Genomic DNA, 22,994 nt, shown 5'->3' on the forward strand with positions numbered 1-22,994 from the left:
ATTTGTGAACACATTCAAATGTGGGAGCTGGCTCGCCTGCGATAGCGATCTAAAGAACGACCGTGCGATTGGCATTGAGAAACACCCTACGCTCTATGTGATACCCAACGGCCCGGGCCAATGTCAGCCCTTCGATATCGCGCCCCTTGGCAATCAAATCCTCGGGATAGTGGCTGTGATCCACCACCTCCACGCCTTGGGCGATGATCGGGCCTTCGTCCAGGTCGTTGTTGATGTAATGCGCGGTGGCGCCGACCAACTTCACACCCTTGTTGTACGCCTGGTGATACGGCTTGGCGCCCTTGAACCCCGGCAGTAACGAGTGGTGGATGTTGATGGCCTTGCCATCCAGCTTGCGGCACAGCTCCGGCGACAGCACTTGCATGTAGCGCGCAAGGATCACCAGTTCAGCGCCGGTGTCTTCCACCACCTGCCACACCTTGCGCTCCTGGGACGGTTTGTCGTTAGGGTCGAGGGGGAAATGGTAGTAGGGAATCTGGTGCCAGTCGGCCAAGGGTTTGAGATCAGGGTGATTGGACACCACCGCGACCACGTCCATCGACAGTTGGCCGATGCGCTGGCGGTACAGCAGGTCGTTGAGACAGTGGTCGGCCTTGGAGACCATGATCACCACTTTTGGCCGGTAGTTCGGCGCTGTCAGCTCGAAGACCATGCCGAAGGCTTCGCCGCGAGTGGCCAAGCCTTCGCGCAAAGCCTGCTCGTCGAAACCGTCGGGCTGACGGAATTCCACGCGGATAAAAAAGCGGCCCGAGAGGCGATCATCGAACGAGTGGTGTTCGGTGACGTAGCAGCCCTGTTCGAACAGGTAGCGGGTGACCGCGTCCACCGTGCCGAGCACGCTGGGGCAGTCGGCGGTCAAAATCCATGTATCAGGTGCGCGGCTCATAGTGAATCCTCAGGCCTTCGCTTCCCGAACTCGGCCGAGGCATCCTGCAACCACAACCACCAGTAGTCCGAGAAGCTGCGACGGATCACCAGCTCCCAAGTGTCTTCAGCGGTGTGGCGGATCACCAACTGCGACTTGGCGAACACCGTGCCCACCGCCTTGCCCACCGGGAAGTTGTTGGGGTGCACGTCGTAGCTGGTGGACTTCATCAGCACGTCGCGCACGTTCGGGCCGCTAAGCTCGAGGATCTGCTGGCCGCCGCTGACGTTGACGATCTGGATATGCAGGTCGCCCAGGGCGGCACGCAGGTTTTGTTCGGCGGCGAATTCTTCACCGCTTGGCACGATCAACAGCCACTCGTCCGGGCCGAGCCATTGCAGGCTGGTTTCGCCTTTGACGATGACTTGCAGGGCGCCAGGCAGTTCGATGCCCAGGGCTTTGTGCACGCCGGCAGCGAAGGCCGCATCGTGACCATCGCCACGGATTGTCAGGTGGCCGAGAAGTTTCTTTTCGCGCACGGTCACGCCGGCGTTCTTGCGGCCCTTGCCGACCAGGTTGGCGAGATCGGCATGGTGCAGCGACGACTCGGCCTTGGCGCCGGACGTGGGGCGTTGCTGGTAAACATTGGCTGCTGTCATAAAGCACCTTTCCTAATTTGATCGTTCCCACGCTCTGCGTGGGAATGCCGCCATGGACGCTCTGCGTCCGCTTTTGGGGCGCGGAGCGCCCCGGGATGCATTCCCACGCGAAGCATGGGAACGATCAGGTGTTAGATGTTCTGCCGCTCACCTTTCGGATCAAAGAACACCGAAGACACAATCTGCGCCTCGATCACGCTGCCATCCGCTTGCGGCGAAAACACCCGCTCACCGATGCGCTTCAAGCCGCCCTTCACCACCGCCATCGCAAACGAATAACCCAGCGAGTTATGCGCATAGCTTGAGGTCACGTGGCCGACCATCTTCATCGGGATCGTCTGCTTCGGATCGAACACCAATTGCGCGCCTTCCGGCAGCCACACCGTCGGATCAATCGGCTTCAAGCCCACCAACTGCTTACGCTCTTCACGCACGCAGTCTTCGCGATTCATCCCGCGCCAGCCGATCCACGAGAACGGTTTGGTGCGGCCTACGCACCAGCCCATGTTCAGGTCGTCCGGGGTCATCGAGCCGTCGGTGTCTTGGCCGACGATGATGAAGCCCTTCTCGGCGCGCAGTACGTGCATGGTTTCGGTGCCGTACGGCGTCAGGTTGTATTTCTTGCCGGCCTCAACGATCTGTTCAAGCACGCCCATGGCGTAGTCGGCCTGCACGTTGACTTCGTACGACAGCTCACCGGTGAACGAGATACGGAACACCCGCGCCGGTACGCCGCCGACCAAGCCTTCTTTCCAGGTCATGAACGGGAAGCCGTCCTTGTCCAGGTCGATGTCAGTGACTTCGGCCAACAGCTTGCGGCTGTTGGGGCCGGACAAGGTCATGGTCGCCCAGTGGTCGGTGACCGAGGTGAAGTACACCTTGAGGTCCGGCCATTCGGTCTGTTGGTAGATTTCCAGCCACTGGAGTACACGCGCCGCGCCGCCGGTGGTGGTGGTCATCAGGAAGTGGTTGTCGGCGAGGCAGGCTGTTACGCCGTCGTCGAAGACCATGCCGTCTTCCTTGCACATCAGGCCGTAGCGCGCCTTGCCCACGTCGAGCTTGGTCCAGGCGTTGCTGTAGATGCGGTTGAGGAACTCACGGGCATCCGGGCCTTGAATGTCGATCTTGCCGAGGGTCGACGCATCCAGCAGGCCGACGCTGTCGCGCACAGCCAGGCATTCGCGTTTCACCGCCGCGTGCAGGTCTTCACCGTTACGCGGGAAATACCATGGGCGTTTCCACTGGCCGACGTCTTCAAACTCGGCGCCGTTTTTCACGTGCCAGGCTTGCAGCGCGGTGTAGCGCACCGGCTCGAAGATATGCCCACAGTGGCGGCCCGCGACTGCGCCGAAGGTCACCGGCGTGTAGTTGGGACGGAACATGGTGGTGCCCATCTGCGGGATGGTCACGTTCAGCGAGCGGGCCGCGATGGCCAGGCCGTTGACGTTACCGAGCTTGCCCTGGTCGGTGCCGAAGCCCAGCGCGGTGTAGCGTTTGACGTGTTCGACCGACTCGAAACCTTCGCGGGTCGCCAGTTCGATGGCGGCGGCGGTCACGTCGTTTTGCAGGTCGACAAATTGCTTGGGCGCCCGTGCGGTAGCTTTCTCGTGAGGCACTTGGAACAGCGCCAACGTCGGCTCTTCTAGACGGCTCAAGGCTTTGGGCAGCGTGCCTTCCACCGGCGTGAAACCGGCTTCGCTGGCCGCGCGCACGCCGCCTTCAAAACCATCCGCCAGGGAATCGCCAAGGCCGTAGACGCCGTTGATGCCACCGACGCACACGCGTTTCTGCGGTGCTTCGCCCGGTACGAAACCGAGAATGTCTTCACGCCAAGTCGGCTTGCCGCCCAAGTGCGAAGCCAAGTGAACCACCGGGCTGTAGCCGCCGGAGCTGGCGACCAGGTCGCACTCCAGCCACTCGCCGGGGCTGGTGACTTTATGCGCGTTGACGTCGATGGCCGCCACGCGGGCGCCGGTCACGTGTTTGCTGCCACGGGCTTCGATCACGGCGCTGCCGGTGAGGATACGAATGCCTTTGGCGCGCGCTTCTTCCACCAGCGCGCCGCGTGGGTTGTGGCGCGCATCGGCCACGGCCACCACGGTAAGGCCTGCGTCGAACCAGTCCAGCGCTACGCGGTAGGCGTGGTCGTTGTTGGTCGACAGCACCAGTTTTTTGCCCGGCGCCACGCCGTAGCGGCGCACGTAAGTGGAGACGGCGCCAGCGAGCATGTTGCCCGGCACGTCGTTGTTGCCGTACACCAGCGGGCGCTCACACGCGCCGGTCGCCAGCACTACGCGCTTGGCGCGCACACGGTGGATACGCTGACGCACCACGCCAATCGGCGCACGGTCACCGAGGTGATCGGTGAGGCGCTCGTGGATGGTCAGGAAGTTATGGTCGTGGTAACCGTTGACGGTGGCGCGAGGCAGCAGCACCACGTCCGGCAGGGCGTTGAGTTCTGCGATCACACTGGCGACCCACTCGGCGGCCGGCTTGCCGTCGAGGCTTTCGCGGGAGTCCAGCAAAGAGCCGCCGAATTCTTCCTGCTCATCGGCAATGATCACCCGCGCGCCACTGCGCGCAGCCGCCAAGGCTGCCGACAGCCCGGCAGGGCCGGCGCCGACGATCAGCACGTCGCAGTGACGGTTGAAGTTGTCGTAGGTGTCCGGGTCGTTCTCGGTCGGCGAGCGGCCAAGGCCTGCGGCCTTACGGATGTACTTCTCGTAGGTCATCCAGAACGATTGCGGGTACATGAAGGTTTTGTAGTAGAAACCCGGCGGCATCAGCTTGCCGCCGACCTTGCCGAGAATGCCCATCATGTCGTTGTTCACGCTCGGCCAGCCGTTGGTGCTGGTGGCGACCAAGCCTTGGTACAGCGCCTGTTGCGTAGCGCGCACGTTGGGAATCTGGGTGGCTTCGGTGGCGCCGATCTGCAGCACCGCATTCGGCTCTTCGGCACCGGCGGCAAAGATGCCGCGTGGGCGCGAATACTTGAAGCTACGGCCGATGATGTCGACGCCGTTGGCCAGCAAGGCAGCGGCAAGCGTGTCGCCCTCAAAGCCTTTGTAGCTCTGGCCGTTGAAGGTAAACGTCAGGGCTTTATTACGGTCGATGCGGCCACCGTTGGACAGGCGATTGATCTGGCTCATACCTTCTCTCCAGAAGCCTTGGCGGTGAATTGCGGCTTGGTGCCTATCTTGTAGGTTTCAAGAATTTCGTAGGTCAGCGTGTCACGGGTGGCGTTGAAATACTGGCGGCAACCGGCGGCGTGAATCCACAGTTCGTGGTGCAGGCCTCGTGGGTTATCGCGAAAGAACATGTAGTCGCCCCACTGCTCGTCGGTGCAGGCGTTCGGGTCCAGCGGGCGCGGGATGTGCGCTTGGCCGGACGCGTGGAATTCCTCTTCAGAGCGCAGTTCGCCACAGTGAGGACAGAAGATATGCAACATAGGGTATTTCTCCTCTTGATACGCCGAGAGCTAGTGGGCGACGGCCGCAGCGCCGTGTTCGTCGATCAACGCACCGTTGTGGAAACGGTCGATGGAGAAAGGTGCGGCCAACGGGTGCATTTCACCCTTGGCGAGGCTGGCGGCAAATACGTTGCCTGAGCCCGGCGTGGCCTTGAAGCCACCGGTGCCCCAACCGCAGTTAAAGAACATGTTCGGCACTGGGGTTTTGGAGATGATCGGGCAGGCGTCCGGCGTGGTATCGACGATGCCGCCCCACTGGCGGTTCATGCGCACGCGCGACAGCACCGGGAACATCTCGACGATGGCCTGGATGGTGTGTTCGATCACCGGGTACGAGCCGCGTTGGCCATAACCGTTATAACCGTCGATACCGGCACCGATCACCAAGTCGCCTTTGTCCGACTGGCTGATGTAGCCGTGCACGGCGTTGGACATGATCACGCTGTCGATAATCGGCTTGATCGGCTCCGACACCAACGCTTGCAGCGGGTGGGATTCGATCGGCAGGCGGAAACCGGCGAGCGAAGCCATGTGCCCGGAGTTACCGGCGGTGACCACACCGACGCGCTTGGCGCCGATAAAGCCCTTGTTGGTTTCCACGCCGACGCACACGCCGTTTTCCTTGCGAAAGCCGATCACTTCGGTCTGCTGGATCAGGTCCACGCCGAGTGCGTCAGCCGCGCGGGCAAAGCCCCAGGCCACGGCATCGTGACGGGCCACGCCGCCGCGACGTTGCACGGTGGCGCCAAGGACGGGGTAACGGGTGTTTTTCGAACAGTCGAGGTACGGGATCTCGTCGGCCACTTGTTTGGCGTTAAGCAGTTCGCCATCCACGCCATTGAGGCGGTTGGCGCTCACGCGGCGCTCGGAATCACGGATGTCTTGCAGGGTGTGGCACAGGTTGTAGACGCCACGCTGGGAGAACATCACGTTGTAGTTCAGGTCTTGGGACAGGCCTTCCCACAGTTTCATCGCGTGTTCGTAAAGGTGCGCTGACTCGTCCCACAGGTAGTTGGAACGCACGATGGTGGTGTTGCGCGCGGTGTTACCGCCGCCCAGCCAGCCTTTCTCGACCACGGCCACGTTGGTGATGCCGTGCTCTTTGGCCAGGTAATAGGCGGTCGCCAGACCATGCCCGCCGCCGCCGACGATGACCACGTCGTAGACTTTTTTCGGCGTGGGCGTGCGCCACATCTTCTGCCAGTTTTCGTGGTGGCTGAGTGAGTGCTTGAAGAGGCCGAAGCCCGAGTAGCGTTGCATAGTCATTACTCCAAAACCGCGCTCAGCGATAAACCGGGAAATCAGCGCACAGGGCAGACACGTGCTTGGCCACGTTGGCCTCGACATCGGCGTCGCCGAGGTTGTCGAGGATGTCGCAGATCCAACCCGCCAACTCGATGCACTGCGGCACTTTGAAGCCACGCGTGGTCACCGCCGGCGTACCGATTCGCAGGCCCGAGGTCACGAACGGCGACTGCGGGTCATTCGGCACGGCGTTCTTGTTGACGGTGATGTGGGCGCGACCGAGGGCGGCGTCCGCCTCTTTGCCGGTGAGGCCCTGGCGAATCAGGCTGACCAGGAACAGGTGGTTATCGGTGCCGCCGGACACCACATCGTAGCCACGCTTGATAAACACGCTGGCCATGGCCTGGGCGTTGTCGATCACCTGTTGTTGATAAACCTTGAAGCCCGGCTCTGCCGCTTCCTTGAAGCACACGGCCTTGCCGGCGATCACGTGCATCAGCGGGCCGCCCTGGGCACCGGGGAACACCGCAGAGTTGAGTTTTTTCTCAATCTCTTCGTTGGCCTTGGCCAGGATCAAACCGCCACGGGGACCGCGCAGGGTCTTGTGGGTGGTGGTGGTGACCACATCAGCGTAAGGCAGCGGGTTCGGGTACAAACCAGCAGCCACCAGGCCGGCGACGTGAGCCATGTCGACGAACAGCAGCGCGCCGACCTTGTCGGCAATCGCGCGAAAACGTGGGAAATCCAGGGTTTTGGAGTAAGCGGAGAAACCGGCCACCACCATCTTCGGCTTGTGCTCCACCGCCAGGCGCTCGACTTCGTCGTAGTCGATCAGGCCGGTGTCGGTGTTGATGCCGTACTGCACTGCGTTGTACAGCTTGCCCGAGGACGACACTTTGGCGCCGTGGGTCAAGTGACCGCCGTGGGCCAGGCTCATGCCAAGGATGGTGTCGCCGGCGTTCAGCAGCGCCAGGTACACCGCGCTGTTGGCGGACGAACCGGAGTGCGGCTGCACGTTGGCGTAATCGGCGCCGAACAGTTGCTTGGCGCGCTCGATGGCCAGGGCTTCAACCTTGTCCACGTGCTCGCAGCCACCGTAGTAGCGCTTGCCCGGGTAGCCTTCGGCGTATTTGTTGGTCAGGCCACTGCCCTGGGCTTCCATCACGCGTTTGCTGGTGTAGTTCTCTGACGCGATCAGCTCGATATGATCTTCTTGACGCTGCTCCTCGGCATTCATCGCCGCCAGCAAGGCGTCGTCATATCCCTGGATCTGGTCTTTTTTGCTGAACATCGCGTCTCTCCCAGCCTTTCGTATTGTTAAGGCCCGTGCAGGGCCCTTTGATGCGATGGTAGGGCTGGCGCAGACAGGTCAAATGCCTACGGACGCCACGCAAAGGTGCGTTTACGACATGGCCTGACGTGCAGGCGAACAAAGCGCTGAGATTGCTCACGTCACACAGGGCGCGGGGAACGCAAAAAAACCGGCCTAGTCGCACAAAACACAAAAAGATAGCTACTCTCTTCACGCGTGTTCAGCCAATGGCTTTGCGCACCAACAACAGCAGTAAAAAATGCAGCGGGTACAGCGCATAGGCCCAGCGGCGCATGGCGGGTGCGGAGGCGTGTTTGGCGTGTCGCAAAAGCAGCAATCCCGCCAATGGCGCGATCAGGCAAGCCGCCAGCCCAAGTATCGCGACCAGCGTGCCGCTATTGAGCAGAATCTGCCATTGGTTGGCAGCCACACAGACCAAACCCGGCAACACGCTGAAATACCATCGGCGGCTGAACACCAGCAGCATCGCCAGCGGCAGCAAGACACCGAAGAAACCGAACATCAGGTGCGTGGAAAACACACCGGCGATCATGAGGGCGATCAGCGCCAATCCTCGATCAAAAAGCGCTTTATGCTGCCATCCTCGGGCAACCAGCAAGCCCAGCGCCAAGGTCGGTAATACGTTCAACGTATCGGCATCATCGATAAACATTCGATAGGGCACTTCGCTGATCACACTGAACAGCAGCAGCCAGCCCAGGTATCGCCATTGGCCGGTTACGGGCGCATGCCTGACTCGGTGCAAATTGGCCGCAATCGCCAGGCAAAACCAGGGAAACGCCAGGCGGCCGGGTACATACAGGCCATCCAGGTTCAAACCGACATAACGCAAATGGTCGAGCACCATGCTCAGCAGTGCCAGCCACTTGAGCAAATCCAGGGCGCCATCGCGGACGCGTCCGACAGGCAACGCTTGTGTACCGTGCATAATTCCCCAGTGACTTTGCATTTACAGTGCGTGCGCACCTCAGACAATCTTGGGTACAGTGCGCACCAACATCGACCACAGGAATGGGCCATGACCGACAAGAGCCAACAATTCGCCAGCGACAATTATTCCGGCATCTGCCCGGAAGCCTGGGCCGCCATGGAACTCGCCAACCAAGGCCATCAACGCGCCTACGGCGATGATGAATGGACCCACCGCGCCGCCGACGGTTTCCGTAACCTGTTCGAAACCGACTGCGAAGTGTTCTTCGCCTTCAACGGCACCGCCGCCAACTCCTTGGCATTGTCCTCGCTGTGCCAGAGCTACCATAGCGTGATTTGCTCGGAAACCGCCCACGTCGAAACCGACGAATGTGGCGCACCGGAGTTCTTCTCCAATGGTTCCAAGCTGCTCACCGCGCGCACCGAAAACGGCAAGCTGACCCCGGAGTCGATCCGCGAGATCGCCCTCAAGCGCCAGGATATCCACTACCCCAAACCACGCGTGGTCACCCTGACCCAAGCCACCGAAGTCGGCAGCGTGTACACCCCAGAAGAAATCCGCGCGATCAGCGTCACCTGCAAAGAACTGGGGCTGAACCTGCACATGGACGGCGCGCGCTTCTCCAACGCCTGCGCGTTCCTCGGCTGCTCCCCAGCCGACCTGACCTGGAAAGCCGGCGTGGACGTGCTGTGCTTCGGCGGTACGAAAAACGGCATGGCGGTGGGTGAAGCCATCCTGTTCTTCAACCACAAACTGGCCGAAGACTTCGACTACCGCTGTAAACAGGCCGGCCAGCTGGCGTCGAAAATGCGCTTTCTCTCGGCGCCGTGGGTGGGCTTGCTGGAAAACGACGCCTGGCTCAAACACGCACGCCACGCCAACCATTGCGCACAACTGCTCAGCAGCCTGGTGGCGGATATTCCCGGCGTGGAATTAATGTTCCCGGTACAGGCCAACGGCGTGTTCCTACAGCTCTCTGAAGCGGCCATCGAGGCGCTGACGGCCAAGGGCTGGCGTTTCTACACCTTCATCGGCAAAGGCGGCGCGCGCTTCATGTGTGCGTGGGATACCGAGGAAGAACGCGTAAGAGAATTAGCTGCGGATATTAGGAAAGTGATGGGCGCCTAGGCGTGACGAATACTGGCGGATTGCCGAGACTGTTATTTGGTGTTTCCGACAGCATCTAACCCTATTTTCATCGACTAGCCTACTGGAACTCGGAAGGAAAAGGCCGCTGCAGCGGCCACCTTTCGGGAACAACTGCCTGCCGAATAATCGGCCGGAAACGGAAATCCAGCAGAGGGTTAGACCATGGAAGTTCAATGCTACGCCATGAACGCACGACAAGACGGCAGCCTGAACGACACGTTCGTAAGTTGGGACGAGTTCAGGAAACTGGCAAACGTCGGTGACACCATCAGGGAGCCTTCGAGAACCCTGACCATCTATGAAAAAGCCTTCGAATTGACAGCTTCCGGCGATCAGTTCTCCATCCAGATCTACACCCGCTAACGACTAAGGAGCGCGTCGCATCGTAGTGATCGTTCCCACGCTCCGCGTGGGAATGCCTCCCTGGGACGTCTCACGCTTTCAGAACTCGATACGCACATCACCCTTCGGCACGCTGCAGCACGACAGGATGTAACCCTCGGCCTCGTCTTCTTCGGTGATACCGCCGTTGTGCTCCATCTCGACCTCTCCGCCCAGCTTCATCACCTTGCACGTACCGCAAATGCCCATGCCGCAGGCCTTGGGGATCAGCAGGCCAAGCTTGGCGGCAGCAGCGTGGACGGTTTCGCCCGGGGCCACACGGATGCTTTTGCCCGAGGCAATGAACTCCACCTGATGCAAATCCGCCAAGTCGATTTCCGGGGCGTCGGCGGCTTGCTCGGCCTGTTCCACCGCGTCGGCACGCGCCTCGGGAGGCGTGGCGCCGAAGGATTCCTCGTGGTAACGCGCCATGTCGAAGCCCGCCACTTCCAGCAGGCGCTTCACCGCGTTCATGTACGGCGTAGGGCCGCAGCAAAACACTTCGCGCTCGAGGAAGTCCGGCACCATCAGTTCGAGCATCTTGTGGTTCAGGTAGCCGCGATAGCCGGCCCAGGGCTCGCCCAGGCCGTGCTTCTCGCAGATCAGGTGCAGGCTGAAGTTGTCGATCCGCGACGCCATGTGTTCCAGCTCACGGTGGTAAATGATGTCTTTGGGCGAGCGCGCGCTGTGGATAAAGGTCATGTCGACGTTGGCGTTGGTGTCGTAATACCAACGCGCCATGGACATCACCGGCGTGATGCCGACGCCGCCGCTGAGGTAGAGGACTTTGGGGTTACTGAAGTCGATGGCATTAAACAACCCGACCGGCCCGTGCACCGCCAGCTCCTGCCCTTCGTGCAGGGTGTCGTGCAGCCAGTTGGAGACCTTGCCACCCGGCACACGCTTGATCGTCACCGAAAAGCTGTACGGCACCGACGGCGAACTGGAAATGGTGTAGGAACGCATGATCGGCTGGCCATCGATTTCCAGCTCCAGGGTGACGAATTGCCCCGGCTTGAAAAAGAACAGGATCGGTTGGTCGGCCATAAAGCAGAAGGTGCGCACGTCCCAGGTTTCCTGGATGACTTTGACGCAACGGACGATGTGCCGACCATTGGCCCAGGTCTGGGTAGTTACCGGATTCAGGAAGCTGTTGGACATGCTGTTCTCCACCGCCGATATTCGGCCTTATGGTGGCGATTCTGCGTAACGCGAGAACCACCCATTTACCTATCTGCGACATTCACATACTTATCGCGACCAGCCCCCATATCACGGGGGTTGCGCGTCGGGATCAGAGTGGGCCATGTCGTTAATGGACAAGGTTCTGGCCTTTGCCGGGCCCACACTCACTCCCAACAAAGACACTTTCTTTACGCCTTGCACAGCAACAACCGTAGCCACTATTCGCCGGCCACACAGAATGGCCCTGAGGACACACACGATGGACGTCACCGCAACCTTAAGCTTGGGCGATCCGCTGGAACCCGCACGCAAGGCCACCGCGCACATGCTGCAAGAGCGCGAGCGCACCTTTTCGCTGCCGCAGCCGTTTTACTCTGACGAGCGGCTGTTTGACATCGACATGCAGGAGATTTTCCAGAAAGAGTGGTTGATCGCCGGCATGACCTGCGAGATCCCCACCAAGGGCAACTACCTGACCCTGCAAGTGGGCAAGAACCCGATCATCGTGATCCGTGGCGCCGAAGGCGTGGTGCATGCGTTCCACAACGTGTGCCGCCACCGTGGTTCGCGCTTGTGCACCAGCGACAAGGGCAAGGTTGCCAAACTGGTCTGCCACTACCACCAGTGGACCTACGAACTGGACGGCCGCCTGCTGTTCGCCGGCACCGAGATGGGCGCCGACTTCGACATGAAGCAATACGGCTTGAAACCCGTGAACGTAAAGACCGCCGGCGGCTACATTTTCATCAGCCTGGCCGAGAACCCGCCGGCCATCGATGACTTCCTGTCGACGCTAAACCACTACATGGAACCCTACGACATGGAAAACACCAAGGTGGCGATCCAGACCACCTTGTTTGAAAAAGCCAACTGGAAACTGGTGCTGGAAAATAACCGCGAGTGCTACCACTGCAACGCGTCGCACCCGGAACTGTTGAAAACCCTGCTGGAATGGGACGACGTCACCGACCCGCGCGCCGACCAGGCCTTCAAGGACCACGTCGCGGCGTCGGCCGCCGCCTGGGACGCGGAAAAAATCCCTTACGCCCACGCCAGCTTCGGCCTGCGTAACCGTATCGTGCGCATGCCGCTGCTCAAGGGCACCGTGTCGATGACCCTCGACGGCAAACAAGGCTGCAACAAGCTGATGGGCCGCATCAAGAACCCGGACCTGGGCTCGATGCGCATCCTGCACTTGCCGCACTCCTGGAACCACTGCATGGGCGATCACATCATCGTGTTCACCGTGTGGCCGATCAGCGCACAGGAAACCATGGTCACCACCAAGTGGATCGTGCACAAGGACGCCGTCGAAGGCGTGGACTATGACGTGGAGCGCATGCGCAAAGTGTGGGACGCCACCAACGACCAGGACCGTCGCCTGGCCGAAGAAAACCAGCGCGGGATCAACTCCACCGCTTACCAGCCAGGGCCGTACTCCAAGACCTATGAGTTTGGCGTGGTGAATTTTGTGGATTGGTACAGCGAGCGGATGCTGAGCAACCTGGGCGCGGCGCCGGCGCCGTATCTCAAAGGTGTGGCCGTACACGAATAACTGACACCCCACAGATCATCAATATGGGGCTTGTGTGGGAGCTGGCTTACCTACGATGCGGACACCTCGGAGCCTCAGTTGCACTGGGGTGATGCCATCGCAGGCAAGCCAGCTCCCACATTGGCTATCACCATTGTTCAAATTTCGATCAAACCTTTTACAGGCCCCTAATAACCTGCCCTCCAGCCTTCGCCCAACAACTTATCCACAAAGCCACCCACAGTAATTGTGGGCAAGTACACCTTCCTCCCGAAATTAAATGAAGAAAATCCGTGACTTATTCAAAGCTTGCGGTTTTTTGCACGCCTGATCATTTATTAACCAAGTCTCTGAAAGCCTCTATTCACGTGGCCTGTAGCAGTACGCAAACACCTTATCCACAGAAGCACCAACAGACTTTGGGGGCAACTTTGCCAACGCTGTGGAAAACCGCGTCAAAGCGTCACAAATCGGGCCATTCAGGGTTTTTCTTCGGCAAATAAGACCAATTGATCATATTTTGATCAACCCAGCGAAAGCCTTTATTTATATGGGCTGCAGATGATAGCGAACATCTTATCCACAGAAGCGCCAACAGACTTTGGGGGCAAGTCTGAACTGGGCGATGGCTTGGGATGTGGAAAAACCCAAGCAAAAACCGTCAGTTAGCCTGGTTGTTTTTCGTACAGAGGGCTGCAGGGCTTGATTTACCGGGGCTGTGGACAACCGCGAACAGGTTATCCACAGACGGGTCAACAGGGATTGTGGGTAAGCCTACACGCGCGCCGCAAAAACAGTCTGGCTGCTGGCCTTTCTGTGGGAGCCGGGCTTGCCCGCGATGCAGGCAAGCCAGCTTCCACACTGGCCTCCTCCCACCTTGGGTTAGCGCACGACGCCTTCTTCGATGAGCAGCTTGAGGATTGCTTCGGCGCCCGCCTCGGGGCTGAGGCCCTTGAGCACTTGCCCACCGCCGCCGCTGGCCTTGGCCGTGGCGGCCTTCATGCGGTCGGCGCCGCTCTTGGCCTTGATCACCTTGAGGCGCTTAGGCCGTGGCTTGGCGGGTTGCAGCAGCGCACCTGTGAATAACTCGTCTTGCTCAATCTCGACCTCATGGGCGGCCAGCTCGCCTCGTTGCGCAGGGCCGTAGGCGCTTTGCCGTGGCTTGGGCGCAGCGTTATCCACCGTGGCCAGAAACGGCAAGCGCACCTTCAAGCGCCGCCGCTGCCCGCGCGGCAAGGCTTGCAGCACATGGGCCACACCGCCATCGATGGACTCCACCTGCGCCAGCCCGACAATCAGCGGCCAGCCCAGTTGTTCGGCCAGCAGGAACGGCAACATGCCCGAGCCCTCGCCGGTTTCCGCCTGGCTGCCGGTGAGCACCACCTGGGCGCCGGCGTCACGCAGGTATTCACTGAGCACCGGCAAGGCATCAGAACCTGCCGGCTGCTCCAGCACGTGCAACTGCGGCAAGCCCATGCCCAGGTAGCTGCGTAACGTAGGCTCGTGAATGTTGCCCGCATGCAGCACCTGCAACTTATCCCCAGCCATCTGCAAACCCAGCTCGACAGCGCGAGCATCTTGCTCGGCGCGGCGTGGGCGGCCTGAAGTAGGGTGGGCGCCGATGGACACCAAGCTGATTACATGTGTCGTCATGGTCATGTCCTTAAGCCGCATCGCGCTTGGCGCCGTTGCGGTGGGCCTCGACCGCAGCGATCAAGGCTTGCAGTATCGCGGCGCTGTCGCCGATCACCGACAGGTCGGCACGTTTGATCATGTCGCAGCCCGGGTCGAGGTTGATTGCCACCACTTTGTCGCAGGCACCGATGCCTTGCAGGTGCTGGATCGCCCCGGAAATCCCCACGGCCACGTAAACCCGCGCCGTGACCCAGGTGCCGCTGGCGCCAACCTGGCGATCACGCGCCATAAAGCCATCATCCACCGCCACCCGCGAGGCGCCTTCGGTGGCGCCCAGGGCCGCGGCGGTCTGATGGAACAGGGCCCAGTCCTTCACGCCGTTGCCGCCGGAGAAAATAAACTCCGCCTCGGCCATAGGAATCGCGCCGGGGTCCACCGCCACGGCACCGAGGTCTTCGATACGCGGCAAGCTGCGCGCCAAGGCTGTGGATAACTCCACGGGCAATACTTCATGGCGTGTTTCGCTGACCGGTTCGGCGCATTCCACTGCCGCCAGGATCAGGCGCGGCAATGGCCGGGCCAAATCTTCCTGGCCCGCACCGGCGCGGCCGATACACGCCTCGCCCTTGATCTGCCAGACTCGCGTGGCCGGGCGCTCCTTGAGGCTCGCGGCAAAACGCCGACCCAACTCGCCACCACCGCTGCGGCTATCCGGCAGCAGCCAATGGCGCGGGTTGAACTGGTTATCCACAGCCCGCAGGCCTTGCACGCGTTGCTCCGGTGAATAACCGTCGAATTCATGGCCTTCCAACACCAGCAGGCGATCAACGCCCGCCGTGGCAAACGCACTTTCTTTGTAGTCGCCGAACACCACGGCCAACACCGCGCCGTCGCTGCCGGCGAGTTGCCGCGCCAAACCGAGCAAGTCGCGGTCGTGGCTGCTCAGGCGGCCGCCGACCATGTCCGGCACCACGTTGATGTAGAACGCCGGCGCAGGCACTTGATGCAGCGGCAACTGCACTTGCACCGCCGCTGTGCGTTTGGCCGCGCCGCCCTGCTGGGCGCCGCTGCGGTCAATGCGTTTGATGCCGTTGGGGCCGATAAAACCGACGCCATGCACGTTTTTGCGAATGACGCCGTTTGGCCCCATCCAGCTGTGTTGCACCGGCTGCATCGCCGCATGCAGCGGGTGCAGGCGGTTACGGGCGATCCATTCGGCCCGTGGGTCGCGGCGGATAATGTCGCTCATCAATGCACCTGCGCAGGTTCACGTTTCAGGGTCTTGGCCGGGGCGGCGTCTTCCAGCAACGCGTCGGCCACCAACTCGGCGATGTCCTTGATCAATGGGCGCGGTTCAACGACACCCTCAAGCATCGCTGTGCACTGTGGACAACCCACAGCCACCAGCTCGGCGCCGGTTTCGCGGATGTCTTCCATGCGCATATCGGGAATACGTTGCTTGCCGGGAATGTCAGTGATCGGCGCACCGCCACCGCCACCGCAGCAGCGAGAACGGAAGCCCGAGCGTTGCATCTCCTTGACCTCGATGCCCAGCGCGCGCAGCACTTGGCGCGGGGCCTCGTATTCGCCGTTGTAACGGCCCAGGTAGCAAGGGTCGTGATACGTCACGCTGTTGCCCTTGTGCTGGCCCAGGTTCAACGCGCCGTCGCCGATCAGCTCGGCCATAAAGGTGCTGTGATGCTGCACCAGGTAATTGCCGTTGAAGGCGCCGTACTCGTTTTTCAGTACGTGGAAGCTGTGCGGGTCGCAGGTGACAATGCGCTTGAAGCTGTACTTGGCCAACGTCTGGATATTGCGCGCGGCCAGCAGTTGGAACGTGGCTTCATCGCCCAGGCGGCGCGCGACATCGCCGCTGTCGCGCTCTTCCAGGCCGAGTACGGCAAAGTCGACCTTGGCCGCCTTCAGCACTTTGACGAAGGCGCGCAGGGTGCGCTGGTTGCGCATGTCGAAGGCGCCGTCGCCGACCCAGAACAACACATCGGCGCTGCCTTTTTCACTGAACAACGGCAGGTTCAAATCCGCCGCCCAGTTCAGGCGACCGCCCGGTGCGAAGCCGCCAGGGTTGTCGGTGGCGATCAGGTTTTCCAGGACTTCGGCGCCCTTGTTCGGGGTCGCGCCTTTTTCCAGGGTGAGGTAGCGGCGCATGTCGACGATGGCGTCCACGTGCTCGATCATCATCGGGCACTCTTCCACGCAGGCGCGGCAGGTGGTGCACGACCACAGGGTTTCAGCATCCACCAGGCCGTTGACGATCGGCTGGTGCGGGTTGCCGCTGTGTTCGCCAATAACCTTGCCTGGATACGGGCTGCCGGCGAACTTGGCGTCGGTGCCACCGGCCAGGCCGACCACCATGTCCTGGATCAGCTTTTTCGGGTTCAGCGGCTGGCCGGCGGCGAACGCCGGGCACGCGGCTTCGCACTTGCCGCACTGCACGCAGGCGTCGAAGCCGAGCAGTTGGTTCCAGGTGAAATCCTTGGGTTTTTCCACGCCCAGCGGCGCGGTTTTATCGCTCAAGTCCAGCGGCTTCAACCCGGTGGAACGGCCGCCACCAAAACGTTCGGCACGGCGGTGCCAGGCCAGGTGCAGGGCACCGGCGAAGGCGTGTTTCATCGGGCCGCCCCAGGTCATGCCGAAGAACATTTCCGACACGCCCCACAGCACGCCCAGGCTCAACAAGGCGGCCAGCAACCAGCCGCCGAAGTCGGCTGGCAGAACCCCGGCCACCGGCAAGGTCACCAGGAAGAAACTCACCGAGAACGCCATCAGGCTTTTCGGCAGGCGCATCCACGGGCCTTTCGACAGACGTGACGGCGGGTTACGCCGCCGCAGGTAAACGAACGTGGCGCCGACAAACATCAGCACCGAGGCCAGCAGCAAGGCATAGCCGAGGATGCGGTTATGCAGGCCGAAACCGTGCACCAGAATCGCCAACAGCGCCGACAGCACAAAGCCCAGCGCGGTAGCGACGTGGGTGTTAGCAATGTATTTGTCGCGGGCGACCACGTGGTGCAGGTCGACCATGTAGCGCTTGGGCATGGCCAGCAGGCCGCCAAGCAGGTCGACTTTGGAGGCGCGGCCACGGCGCCACATGGCTGCCCGGCGCAGGGCGCCCAAGACGGCAAGGCCCAGGGCGGCAAACAAGAGAACAGGCAGCAAGGTGTTCAACATGGTGAAGCTCCCGAAGACCACACAGGTCTTGCATGGGAATCGGTTCAATGTGAGAGCTGGCTTGTGTGGGAGCTGGCTTGCCTGCGATGGCATCAACGCGGTCGTCCACCCGGCTCCCACAGAAAAGCTGGCTCCCACATTGATCGCGTTCCTGTTGGGTCAGAAATCCTTGCACAGGCGCAGGGCGTCATAGATGGCGGCGTGGGTATTACGTTGCGCCACACAGTCACCAATGCGGAACAGCAAGTACCCCTCACCCGGCTCGCTCAGGCACGGCTGTGGCTTGATCGCGAACAGGGCTTCGATGTCCATCTGGCCCTTGTTGCGCGAACCGGGTTTGAGGGCGTAGTAGATCTCCTCGTCCGGGCGCACGCCGTTTTCCACCACCACCTGGTCCACCACTCGCTCCTCTTTGGCGCCGGTGTATTCGTTCTCCAGCACCGCCACCAGCTTGTCGCCTTCGCGGTAGACCTTTTCCAGCATCATGTCGCCGGTCATGATCACTTCCTTGGGGTACATGCTGCGGTAGTAGGTCGGGAACGACGTACCGCCGACGGCCACGCCCGGCTTGATGTCGTCGGTGACGATTTCGACCTGGCAGCCCTTGTCCGCCAAAAAGTCCGCCACCGACATGCCGGTGAATTCGCAGATGGTGTCGTACACCAGCACGTTCTTGCCCGGCGCGACTTTGCCGTCGAGCACGTCCCAACTGCTGACCACCAGGCCTTGCGCCGCGCCCCAGTGTTCGTTCTGCTCCAGGAATGGATGCCCGCCGACAGCCAGCACCACGACATCTGGGCGCAGGTCGAGGATCGCTTCGGCATTCGCCGCCACGCCCAGGCGCAGGTCGACGTTCAGGCGTGCCAGTTCCAGCTGGAACCAGCGCGTGATGCCGGCGATCTGGTCACGTTGTGGGGCTTTCGAGGCGGTGGTGATTTGCCCACCGATAAAGTCTTTCTTCTCGAACAGCGTCACGTCATGGCCACGCTCGGCGGCAACGCGCGCAGCTTCCATCCCGGCCGGGCCGGCACCGACCACCACGACCTTGCGTTTGGGCCCGGTGGATTTCTCAATGATGTGCGGCACGCCCATGTACTCACGCGAGGTCGCGGCGTTCTGGATGCACAGCACGTCCAGCCCTTGGTACTGGCGGTCGATGCAGTAGTTGGCGCCGACGCACTGCTTGATCTGGTCGATCTGGCCCATCTTGATCTTGGCGATCAGGTGCGGGTCGGCGATGTGCGCACGGGTCATGCCGACCATGTCTACGTAGCCGCCTTCCAGAATGCGCGTGGCCTGGTTCGGGTCCTTGATGTTCTGCGCGTGCAGCACCGGCGACTTGACCACTTCCTTGATACCGGCTGCCAAGTGCAGGAACGGCTCCGGTGGGTAACTCATGTTTGGGATCACGTTGGCCAGGGTGTTGTGAGTGTCGCAACCCGAGCCCACCACGCCGATAAAGTCCAACATGCCGGTGTCGTCGTAATACTTGGCGATCTGTTTCATGTCCTCGTGGGACAAGCCGTCCGGGTGAAATTCATCGCCGCACAGGCGGATGCCCACGCAGAAATCCGGGCCGACTTCCTTGCGCACAGCCTTCAGGACTTCCAAGCCGAAGCGCATGCGGTTTTCAAAGCTGCCGCCCCATTCGTCGGTGCGCTTGTTGACCCGTGGGCTCCAGAACTGGTCGATCATGTGCTGGTGCACCGCCGACAGCTCCACGCCATCCAGGCCACCGGCTTTGGCCCGCGCGGCGGCGCTGGCGTAGTTGCCGATCACGCGCCAGATTTCTTCCGGCTCGATGGTTTTGCAGGTCGCACGGTGCACCGGCTCACGGATGCCCGACGGCGACAGCAGGGTCGGCCAATGCTCGCCGTCCCAGCGCGAGCGACGGCCCATGTGGGTAATCTGGATCATGATCTTCGCGCCATGCTTGTGCATGGCATCGGCCAGGTTCTGGAAGTGCGGGATGATCCGGTCGTCGGCCAGGTTCACCGATTTCCACCAGCCTTGCGGGCTGTCGATGGCCACACTGGAAGACCCGCCGCAGATCGCCAGGCCAATCCCGCCCTTGGCTTTCTCTTCGTAGTACTTCACATAGCGGTCGGTGGTCATGCCGCCGTCGGTGGCATACACCTCGGCGTGGGCGGTACTGAGCACGCGGTTGCGGATGGTCAGTTTGCCGATCTGGATCGGTGCGAACATTGCTTCGAAAGCCATGGCAGGGTCCTCGACTTACAACGGCTTGACGGTGAATAGGCCGTCGTCGTGGCCTTCTTCGGAGCCGCCGTAGACTTGCTCGGCCACCGTGCGGATCTTGCTGCCACGCGCCTGCAGAATCTGGTCCATGGCGCCGGCAAACCAGCCGGTGAACATGTAGTCGACCTTGCGCCCGACCTTGCCATACACGTAGACAAACGCCGAGTGCTCGAGCTTGACGCTGGCGGTGCCTTTGTCGAGGTCGATGTCCTGGATCTTGAACAGGCCCCAGCCGCGCTGCGACAGGCGCTTCATGTAGTGCTCAAACACCGCAACGCCTTCCAGACCGTGGCATTCAGCTTCTTTTTCACACCAGTGCCAAGCGGATTTGTAGCCGGCCTTGTAGAGGATTTCGGCGTAGGCGTCGGCGCCCAATACTTCTTCAATCCCCATGTGATTGTTGACGAAGAAATGGCGTGGCACATACAGCATCGGCAGGGCGTCGGAGGTCCAGACACCGGTTTCACTGTCGACTTCGATTGGCAATTGCGGGGCGATCTTGGCCATGGAAACTTAACTCCGAAAAATTCGTTTTGATGCCCCCGGCACAGATGGCCGGAGGAAAAGAGAGGTTGGCTTATTCGCCCCAGACGTCCTTGAGGACATTGACCCAGTTTTCACATTGGCAATTGCGGGGCGATCTTGGCCATGGAAACTTAACTCCGAAAAATTCGTTTTGATGCCCCCGGCACAGATGGCCGGAGGAAAAGAGAGGTTGGCTTATTCGCCCCAGACGTCCTTGAGGACATTGACCCAGTTTTCACCCATGATCTTGCGCACCACGCGCTCGCTGTGGCCGCGCTTGAGCAGGGTCTCGGTGAGGTTGGGGAACTCGCCCACGGTGCGGATGCCCAGCGGGTTGATGATCTTGCCGAAGCTGGTCAGGCGGCGGGCGTAGCCCTTGTCATGGGTCAGCATTTCGAAGAAATCCTGGCCATGGCCCTGGGTGAAGTCGGTGCCGATGCCAATGGCGTCCTCGCCGACGATGTTCATGGTGTATTCGATGGCTTCGGCGTAGTCGTCGATGGTCGAATCGATGCCCTTGGCCAAAAACGGCGCGAACATGGTCACGCCGACAAAACCGCCGTGATCGGCGATGAACTTCAGCTCTTCATCAGACTTGTTGCGCGGGTGTTCTTTAAGGCCGGACGGCAGGCAGTGGGAATAGCACACCGGTTTTTTCGATTCGAGGATGACTTCTTCGCTGGTCTTGGAACCGACGTGGGACAGGTCGCACATGATGCCGACGCGGTTCATCTCACCGACAACCTCACGGCCAAAGCCCGACAGGCCACCGTCACGCTCGTAGCAACCGGTGCCGACCAGGTTCTGGGTGTTGTAGCACATCTGCACCACACCGACGCCGAGCTGCTTGAAGATCTCCACATAGCCGAGCTGGTCTTCAAACGCATGGGCGTTCTGAAAGCCGAAGATGATGCCGGTCTTGCCCTGCTCCTTGGCTTTGCGGATGTCGGCGGTGGTTTTCACCGGGATCACCAAATCGCTGTTTTCACGGATCAGGGTCTGGCTGGCCACGATGTTATTGATCGTGGCCTGGAAGCCTTCCCACACCGACACGGTGCAGTTGGCGGCGGTCAGCCCACCTTTGCGCATGTCCTCGAACAGGTCGCGGTTCCACTTGGCAATGATCAGCCCGTCGATAACGATGCTGTCGGCGTGCAGTTCGGCTGGGCTCATCAGGCTGTCCCCTTTTTGGCGATTCGTGCGCCGAATCGTCTGCCGGCGCTTTGGGGCCAGCATATGCCCAGGGGCTGAACGAACCGGGTGCAAAAACGACAGGGGAATTGCCGAAAGCGTCAATCCGCGACAAAGGCCTACATGACACGTCCGACTGACGACTGTTCTTTGTCTGACGCTTGAGCCAGAATTCCGTATCACCTGATATGAGACGGCGCAATGAAATCGATTTTCCTGGCTTTGGCACTCATCGCAACCGGCGTCCACGCGGCCGAAGACACCGACAGCACGCCGTGCGATGGCATCGAGAACGACAAGCAAACCCTGGAATGCGCCACCTATAACAAAACCACCGCCGAGCAATTGCTCAAGGATAACTATCAAGGCCTGCTGGAACGCATGGGTTCGACCTATGGCAGCAACAAGTCGCAACTGGCCGACATTACCGCTCGTCTGAAGGATGCCCAGCAGAAATGGGAAAAATTGCGCGATGCCGATTGTGCAGTGGACACCTTCCCGGCGGTGAACGGTAGCAAGGAGTATGCGATTCAACAGAATGATTGCCTGGCGCGGATGAGCGACGAGCGGTCGGAGTTTTTGGAGTCGATTGGGCAGGAATAAGCGCATACAAAATGCGCTGTCATTTTAATTGCCAGGCACATGTCAACTGTCAACTCTCACAGTTTACGATGTGCCAGGCAGCGCCTAAGTTTAGCCGGTGATACGGATTATCCGATCATCAAGGAGCTACTCCAAGGAGCTGATCATGCTGACTCGACACGTCATTCCTCAAATCTATACGACCCCATCGGCTTTCAATGACCGTCGAAGGAACCTTCAGCTTCAAGTCCACCAACCCGGATGGAAGCATCCTGGTGATCAACGACGGACACTTCAAAATTGTAGGCCGTGACGACCTTACGCTATAGAAGCGGTAGTGCATCTGGGAGTAGATAGGTGACAATCCTTTTTCCACTCCCTCTTTCCCAACCAAGGCCTTTCATGACTATCTGCGGCATCGAAATCAAAGGCAGCGAAGCCATCATCGCCGTCGCCTCCCTGGACAACCAGGCGCTGACCCACATCACGGTGGCCACCAAGAAAATCGCCCTGGAAGACGACGATGAGGCGGCCAACGTCAAAGCCTTCGCCGCCCAAGTGAAAGCGTTTGTACAGGCAAACGCCATCACCCGCATCGCGATCAAGAAGCGCAGCAAGAAAGGCGAGTTCGCCGGTGGCCCGACCACGTTCAAGATTGAAGGAGTGTTTCAGTTGCTGGAGGGGGTTGAGGTGACGTTGTTGTCGCCACAGACCATTAATGCGCAGAACAAGAAACACGATTTCCCCCTGCCGGCGACGCTGAACAAGTATCAGCATGAGGCCTTTAAGGCGGCGTGTTCGGCGCTGGTAAAGAAATAAGCCACACCCGAGATCAATGTGG

At 60.7% G+C, this 22,994-nt stretch carries 19 protein-coding genes; 5 read left to right on the forward strand and 14 right to left on the reverse strand.

Annotated features, from left to right (window positions below; translation table 11 throughout):
- Nucleotides 1-49: 49 nt before the first annotated feature.
- From purU to GJU48_RS22480, 7 genes are all read right to left on the reverse strand, one after another.
- Nucleotides 50-907, reverse strand: coding sequence for a formyltetrahydrofolate deformylase (gene purU / locus GJU48_RS22450; RefSeq protein WP_094949512.1), 858 nt, complete (start codon nt 905-907; stop codon nt 50-52).
- Nucleotides 904-1,545, reverse strand: coding sequence for a sarcosine oxidase subunit gamma (locus GJU48_RS22455; RefSeq protein ID WP_155296081.1), 642 nt, complete (start codon nt 1,543-1,545; stop codon nt 904-906). Before GJU48_RS22455 ends, purU begins: the two co-directional genes overlap by 4 nt.
- Before the next feature lie 131 nt (nt 1,546-1,676).
- On the reverse strand, nt 1,677-4,694 hold the full coding sequence (locus GJU48_RS22460; protein WP_094949514.1) for a sarcosine oxidase subunit alpha: 3,018 nt from the start codon (nt 4,692-4,694) through the stop codon (nt 1,677-1,679).
- On the reverse strand, nt 4,691-4,993 hold the full coding sequence (locus tag GJU48_RS22465; protein WP_083356404.1) for a sarcosine oxidase subunit delta: 303 nt from the start codon (nt 4,991-4,993) through the stop codon (nt 4,691-4,693). The genes GJU48_RS22460 and GJU48_RS22465 overlap by 4 nt, the downstream gene beginning before the upstream one ends.
- 30 nt (nt 4,994-5,023) lie before the next feature.
- A complete protein-coding gene (locus GJU48_RS22470; protein WP_094949515.1) occupies nt 5,024-6,274 on the reverse strand; it encodes a sarcosine oxidase subunit beta in 1,251 nt (416 codons plus the stop codon).
- Between the two features lie 22 nt (nt 6,275-6,296).
- Nucleotides 6,297-7,550 (reverse strand): serine hydroxymethyltransferase, encoded by a 1,254-nt coding sequence (gene glyA / locus GJU48_RS22475; protein ID WP_094949516.1) that lies wholly within the window; start codon nt 7,548-7,550, stop codon nt 6,297-6,299.
- Nucleotides 7,551-7,791: 241 nt separating this feature from the next.
- Nucleotides 7,792-8,520, reverse strand: coding sequence for a TraX family protein (locus tag GJU48_RS22480; protein ID WP_094949519.1), 729 nt, complete (start codon nt 8,518-8,520; stop codon nt 7,792-7,794).
- Between the two features lie 90 nt (nt 8,521-8,610).
- Here GJU48_RS22480 and GJU48_RS22485 point away from each other — a divergent pair, with 90 nt between their 5' ends.
- Together GJU48_RS22485 and GJU48_RS22490 are read left to right on the forward strand one after the other, a co-directional pair.
- On the forward strand, nt 8,611-9,651 hold the full coding sequence (locus GJU48_RS22485; protein WP_094949520.1) for a threonine aldolase family protein: 1,041 nt from the start codon (nt 8,611-8,613) through the stop codon (nt 9,649-9,651).
- Between the two features lie 204 nt (nt 9,652-9,855).
- Nucleotides 9,856-10,035, forward strand: a complete 180-nt coding sequence (locus GJU48_RS22490) for a hypothetical protein (RefSeq protein ID WP_242153129.1) — start codon at nt 9,856-9,858, stop codon at nt 10,033-10,035.
- 78 nt (nt 10,036-10,113) lie between these two features.
- Here the strand turns inward: GJU48_RS22490 and gbcB are convergent, their stop codons facing one another.
- Nucleotides 10,114-11,214, reverse strand: a complete 1,101-nt coding sequence (gene gbcB / locus GJU48_RS22495; RefSeq protein ID WP_094949523.1) for a glycine-betaine demethylase subunit GbcB — start codon at nt 11,212-11,214, stop codon at nt 10,114-10,116.
- A 283-nt stretch (nt 11,215-11,497) separates the two neighbouring features.
- Here gbcB and gbcA point away from each other — a divergent pair, with 283 nt between their 5' ends.
- Complete coding sequence (gbcA, locus tag GJU48_RS22500) at nt 11,498-12,793, forward strand: glycine-betaine demethylase subunit GbcA (RefSeq protein ID WP_094949524.1); 1,296 nt, start codon at nt 11,498-11,500, stop codon at nt 12,791-12,793.
- 861 nt (nt 12,794-13,654) lie between these two features.
- Here the strand turns inward: gbcA and etfB are convergent.
- The 6 genes from etfB to GJU48_RS22530 form a co-directional block, all read right to left on the reverse strand.
- Nucleotides 13,655-14,425 (reverse strand): electron transfer flavoprotein subunit beta, encoded by a 771-nt coding sequence (gene etfB / locus GJU48_RS22505; RefSeq protein ID WP_094949525.1) that lies wholly within the window; start codon nt 14,423-14,425, stop codon nt 13,655-13,657.
- 10 nt (nt 14,426-14,435) lie between these two features.
- Complete coding sequence (gene etfA / locus GJU48_RS22510) at nt 14,436-15,656, reverse strand: electron transfer flavoprotein subunit alpha (protein ID WP_094949526.1); 1,221 nt, start codon at nt 15,654-15,656, stop codon at nt 14,436-14,438.
- Entirely contained in the window at nt 15,656-17,596 is a 1,941-nt protein-coding gene (gene dgcB / locus GJU48_RS22515; RefSeq protein WP_094949527.1) for a dimethylglycine demethylation protein DgcB, read from the reverse strand. The genes etfA and dgcB overlap by 1 nt, the downstream gene beginning before the upstream one ends.
- A gap of 159 nt (nt 17,597-17,755) precedes the next feature.
- Nucleotides 17,756-19,816 (reverse strand): dimethylglycine demethylation protein DgcA, encoded by a 2,061-nt coding sequence (gene dgcA, locus GJU48_RS22520; RefSeq protein ID WP_094949528.1) that lies wholly within the window; start codon nt 19,814-19,816, stop codon nt 17,756-17,758.
- Between the two features lie 15 nt (nt 19,817-19,831).
- A complete protein-coding gene (locus tag GJU48_RS22525) occupies nt 19,832-20,362 on the reverse strand; it encodes a DUF5943 domain-containing protein (protein WP_008033249.1) in 531 nt (176 codons plus the stop codon).
- A gap of 213 nt (nt 20,363-20,575) precedes the next feature.
- The gene (locus GJU48_RS22530; protein ID WP_016972866.1) at nt 20,576-21,553 is read right to left on the reverse strand and encodes a dipeptidase; all 978 of its coding nucleotides are present in this window, start codon (nt 21,551-21,553) and stop codon (nt 20,576-20,578) included.
- Nucleotides 21,554-21,772: 219 nt separating this feature from the next.
- Here GJU48_RS22530 and GJU48_RS22535 point away from each other — a divergent pair, with 219 nt between their 5' ends.
- Nucleotides 21,773-22,174, forward strand: coding sequence for a lysozyme inhibitor LprI family protein (locus GJU48_RS22535; protein WP_094949529.1), 402 nt, complete (start codon nt 21,773-21,775; stop codon nt 22,172-22,174).
- 381 nt (nt 22,175-22,555) lie between these two features.
- Nucleotides 22,556-22,972 (forward strand): DUF3010 family protein, encoded by a 417-nt coding sequence (locus GJU48_RS22540; protein WP_094949531.1) that lies wholly within the window; start codon nt 22,556-22,558, stop codon nt 22,970-22,972.
- Nucleotides 22,973-22,994 lie beyond the last annotated feature (22 nt).

Origin of the sequence: Pseudomonas sp. IB20 (genome assembly GCF_009707325.1) — a bacterium.
In the GTDB taxonomy this organism is placed as follows: domain Bacteria; phylum Pseudomonadota; class Gammaproteobacteria; order Pseudomonadales; family Pseudomonadaceae; genus Aquipseudomonas.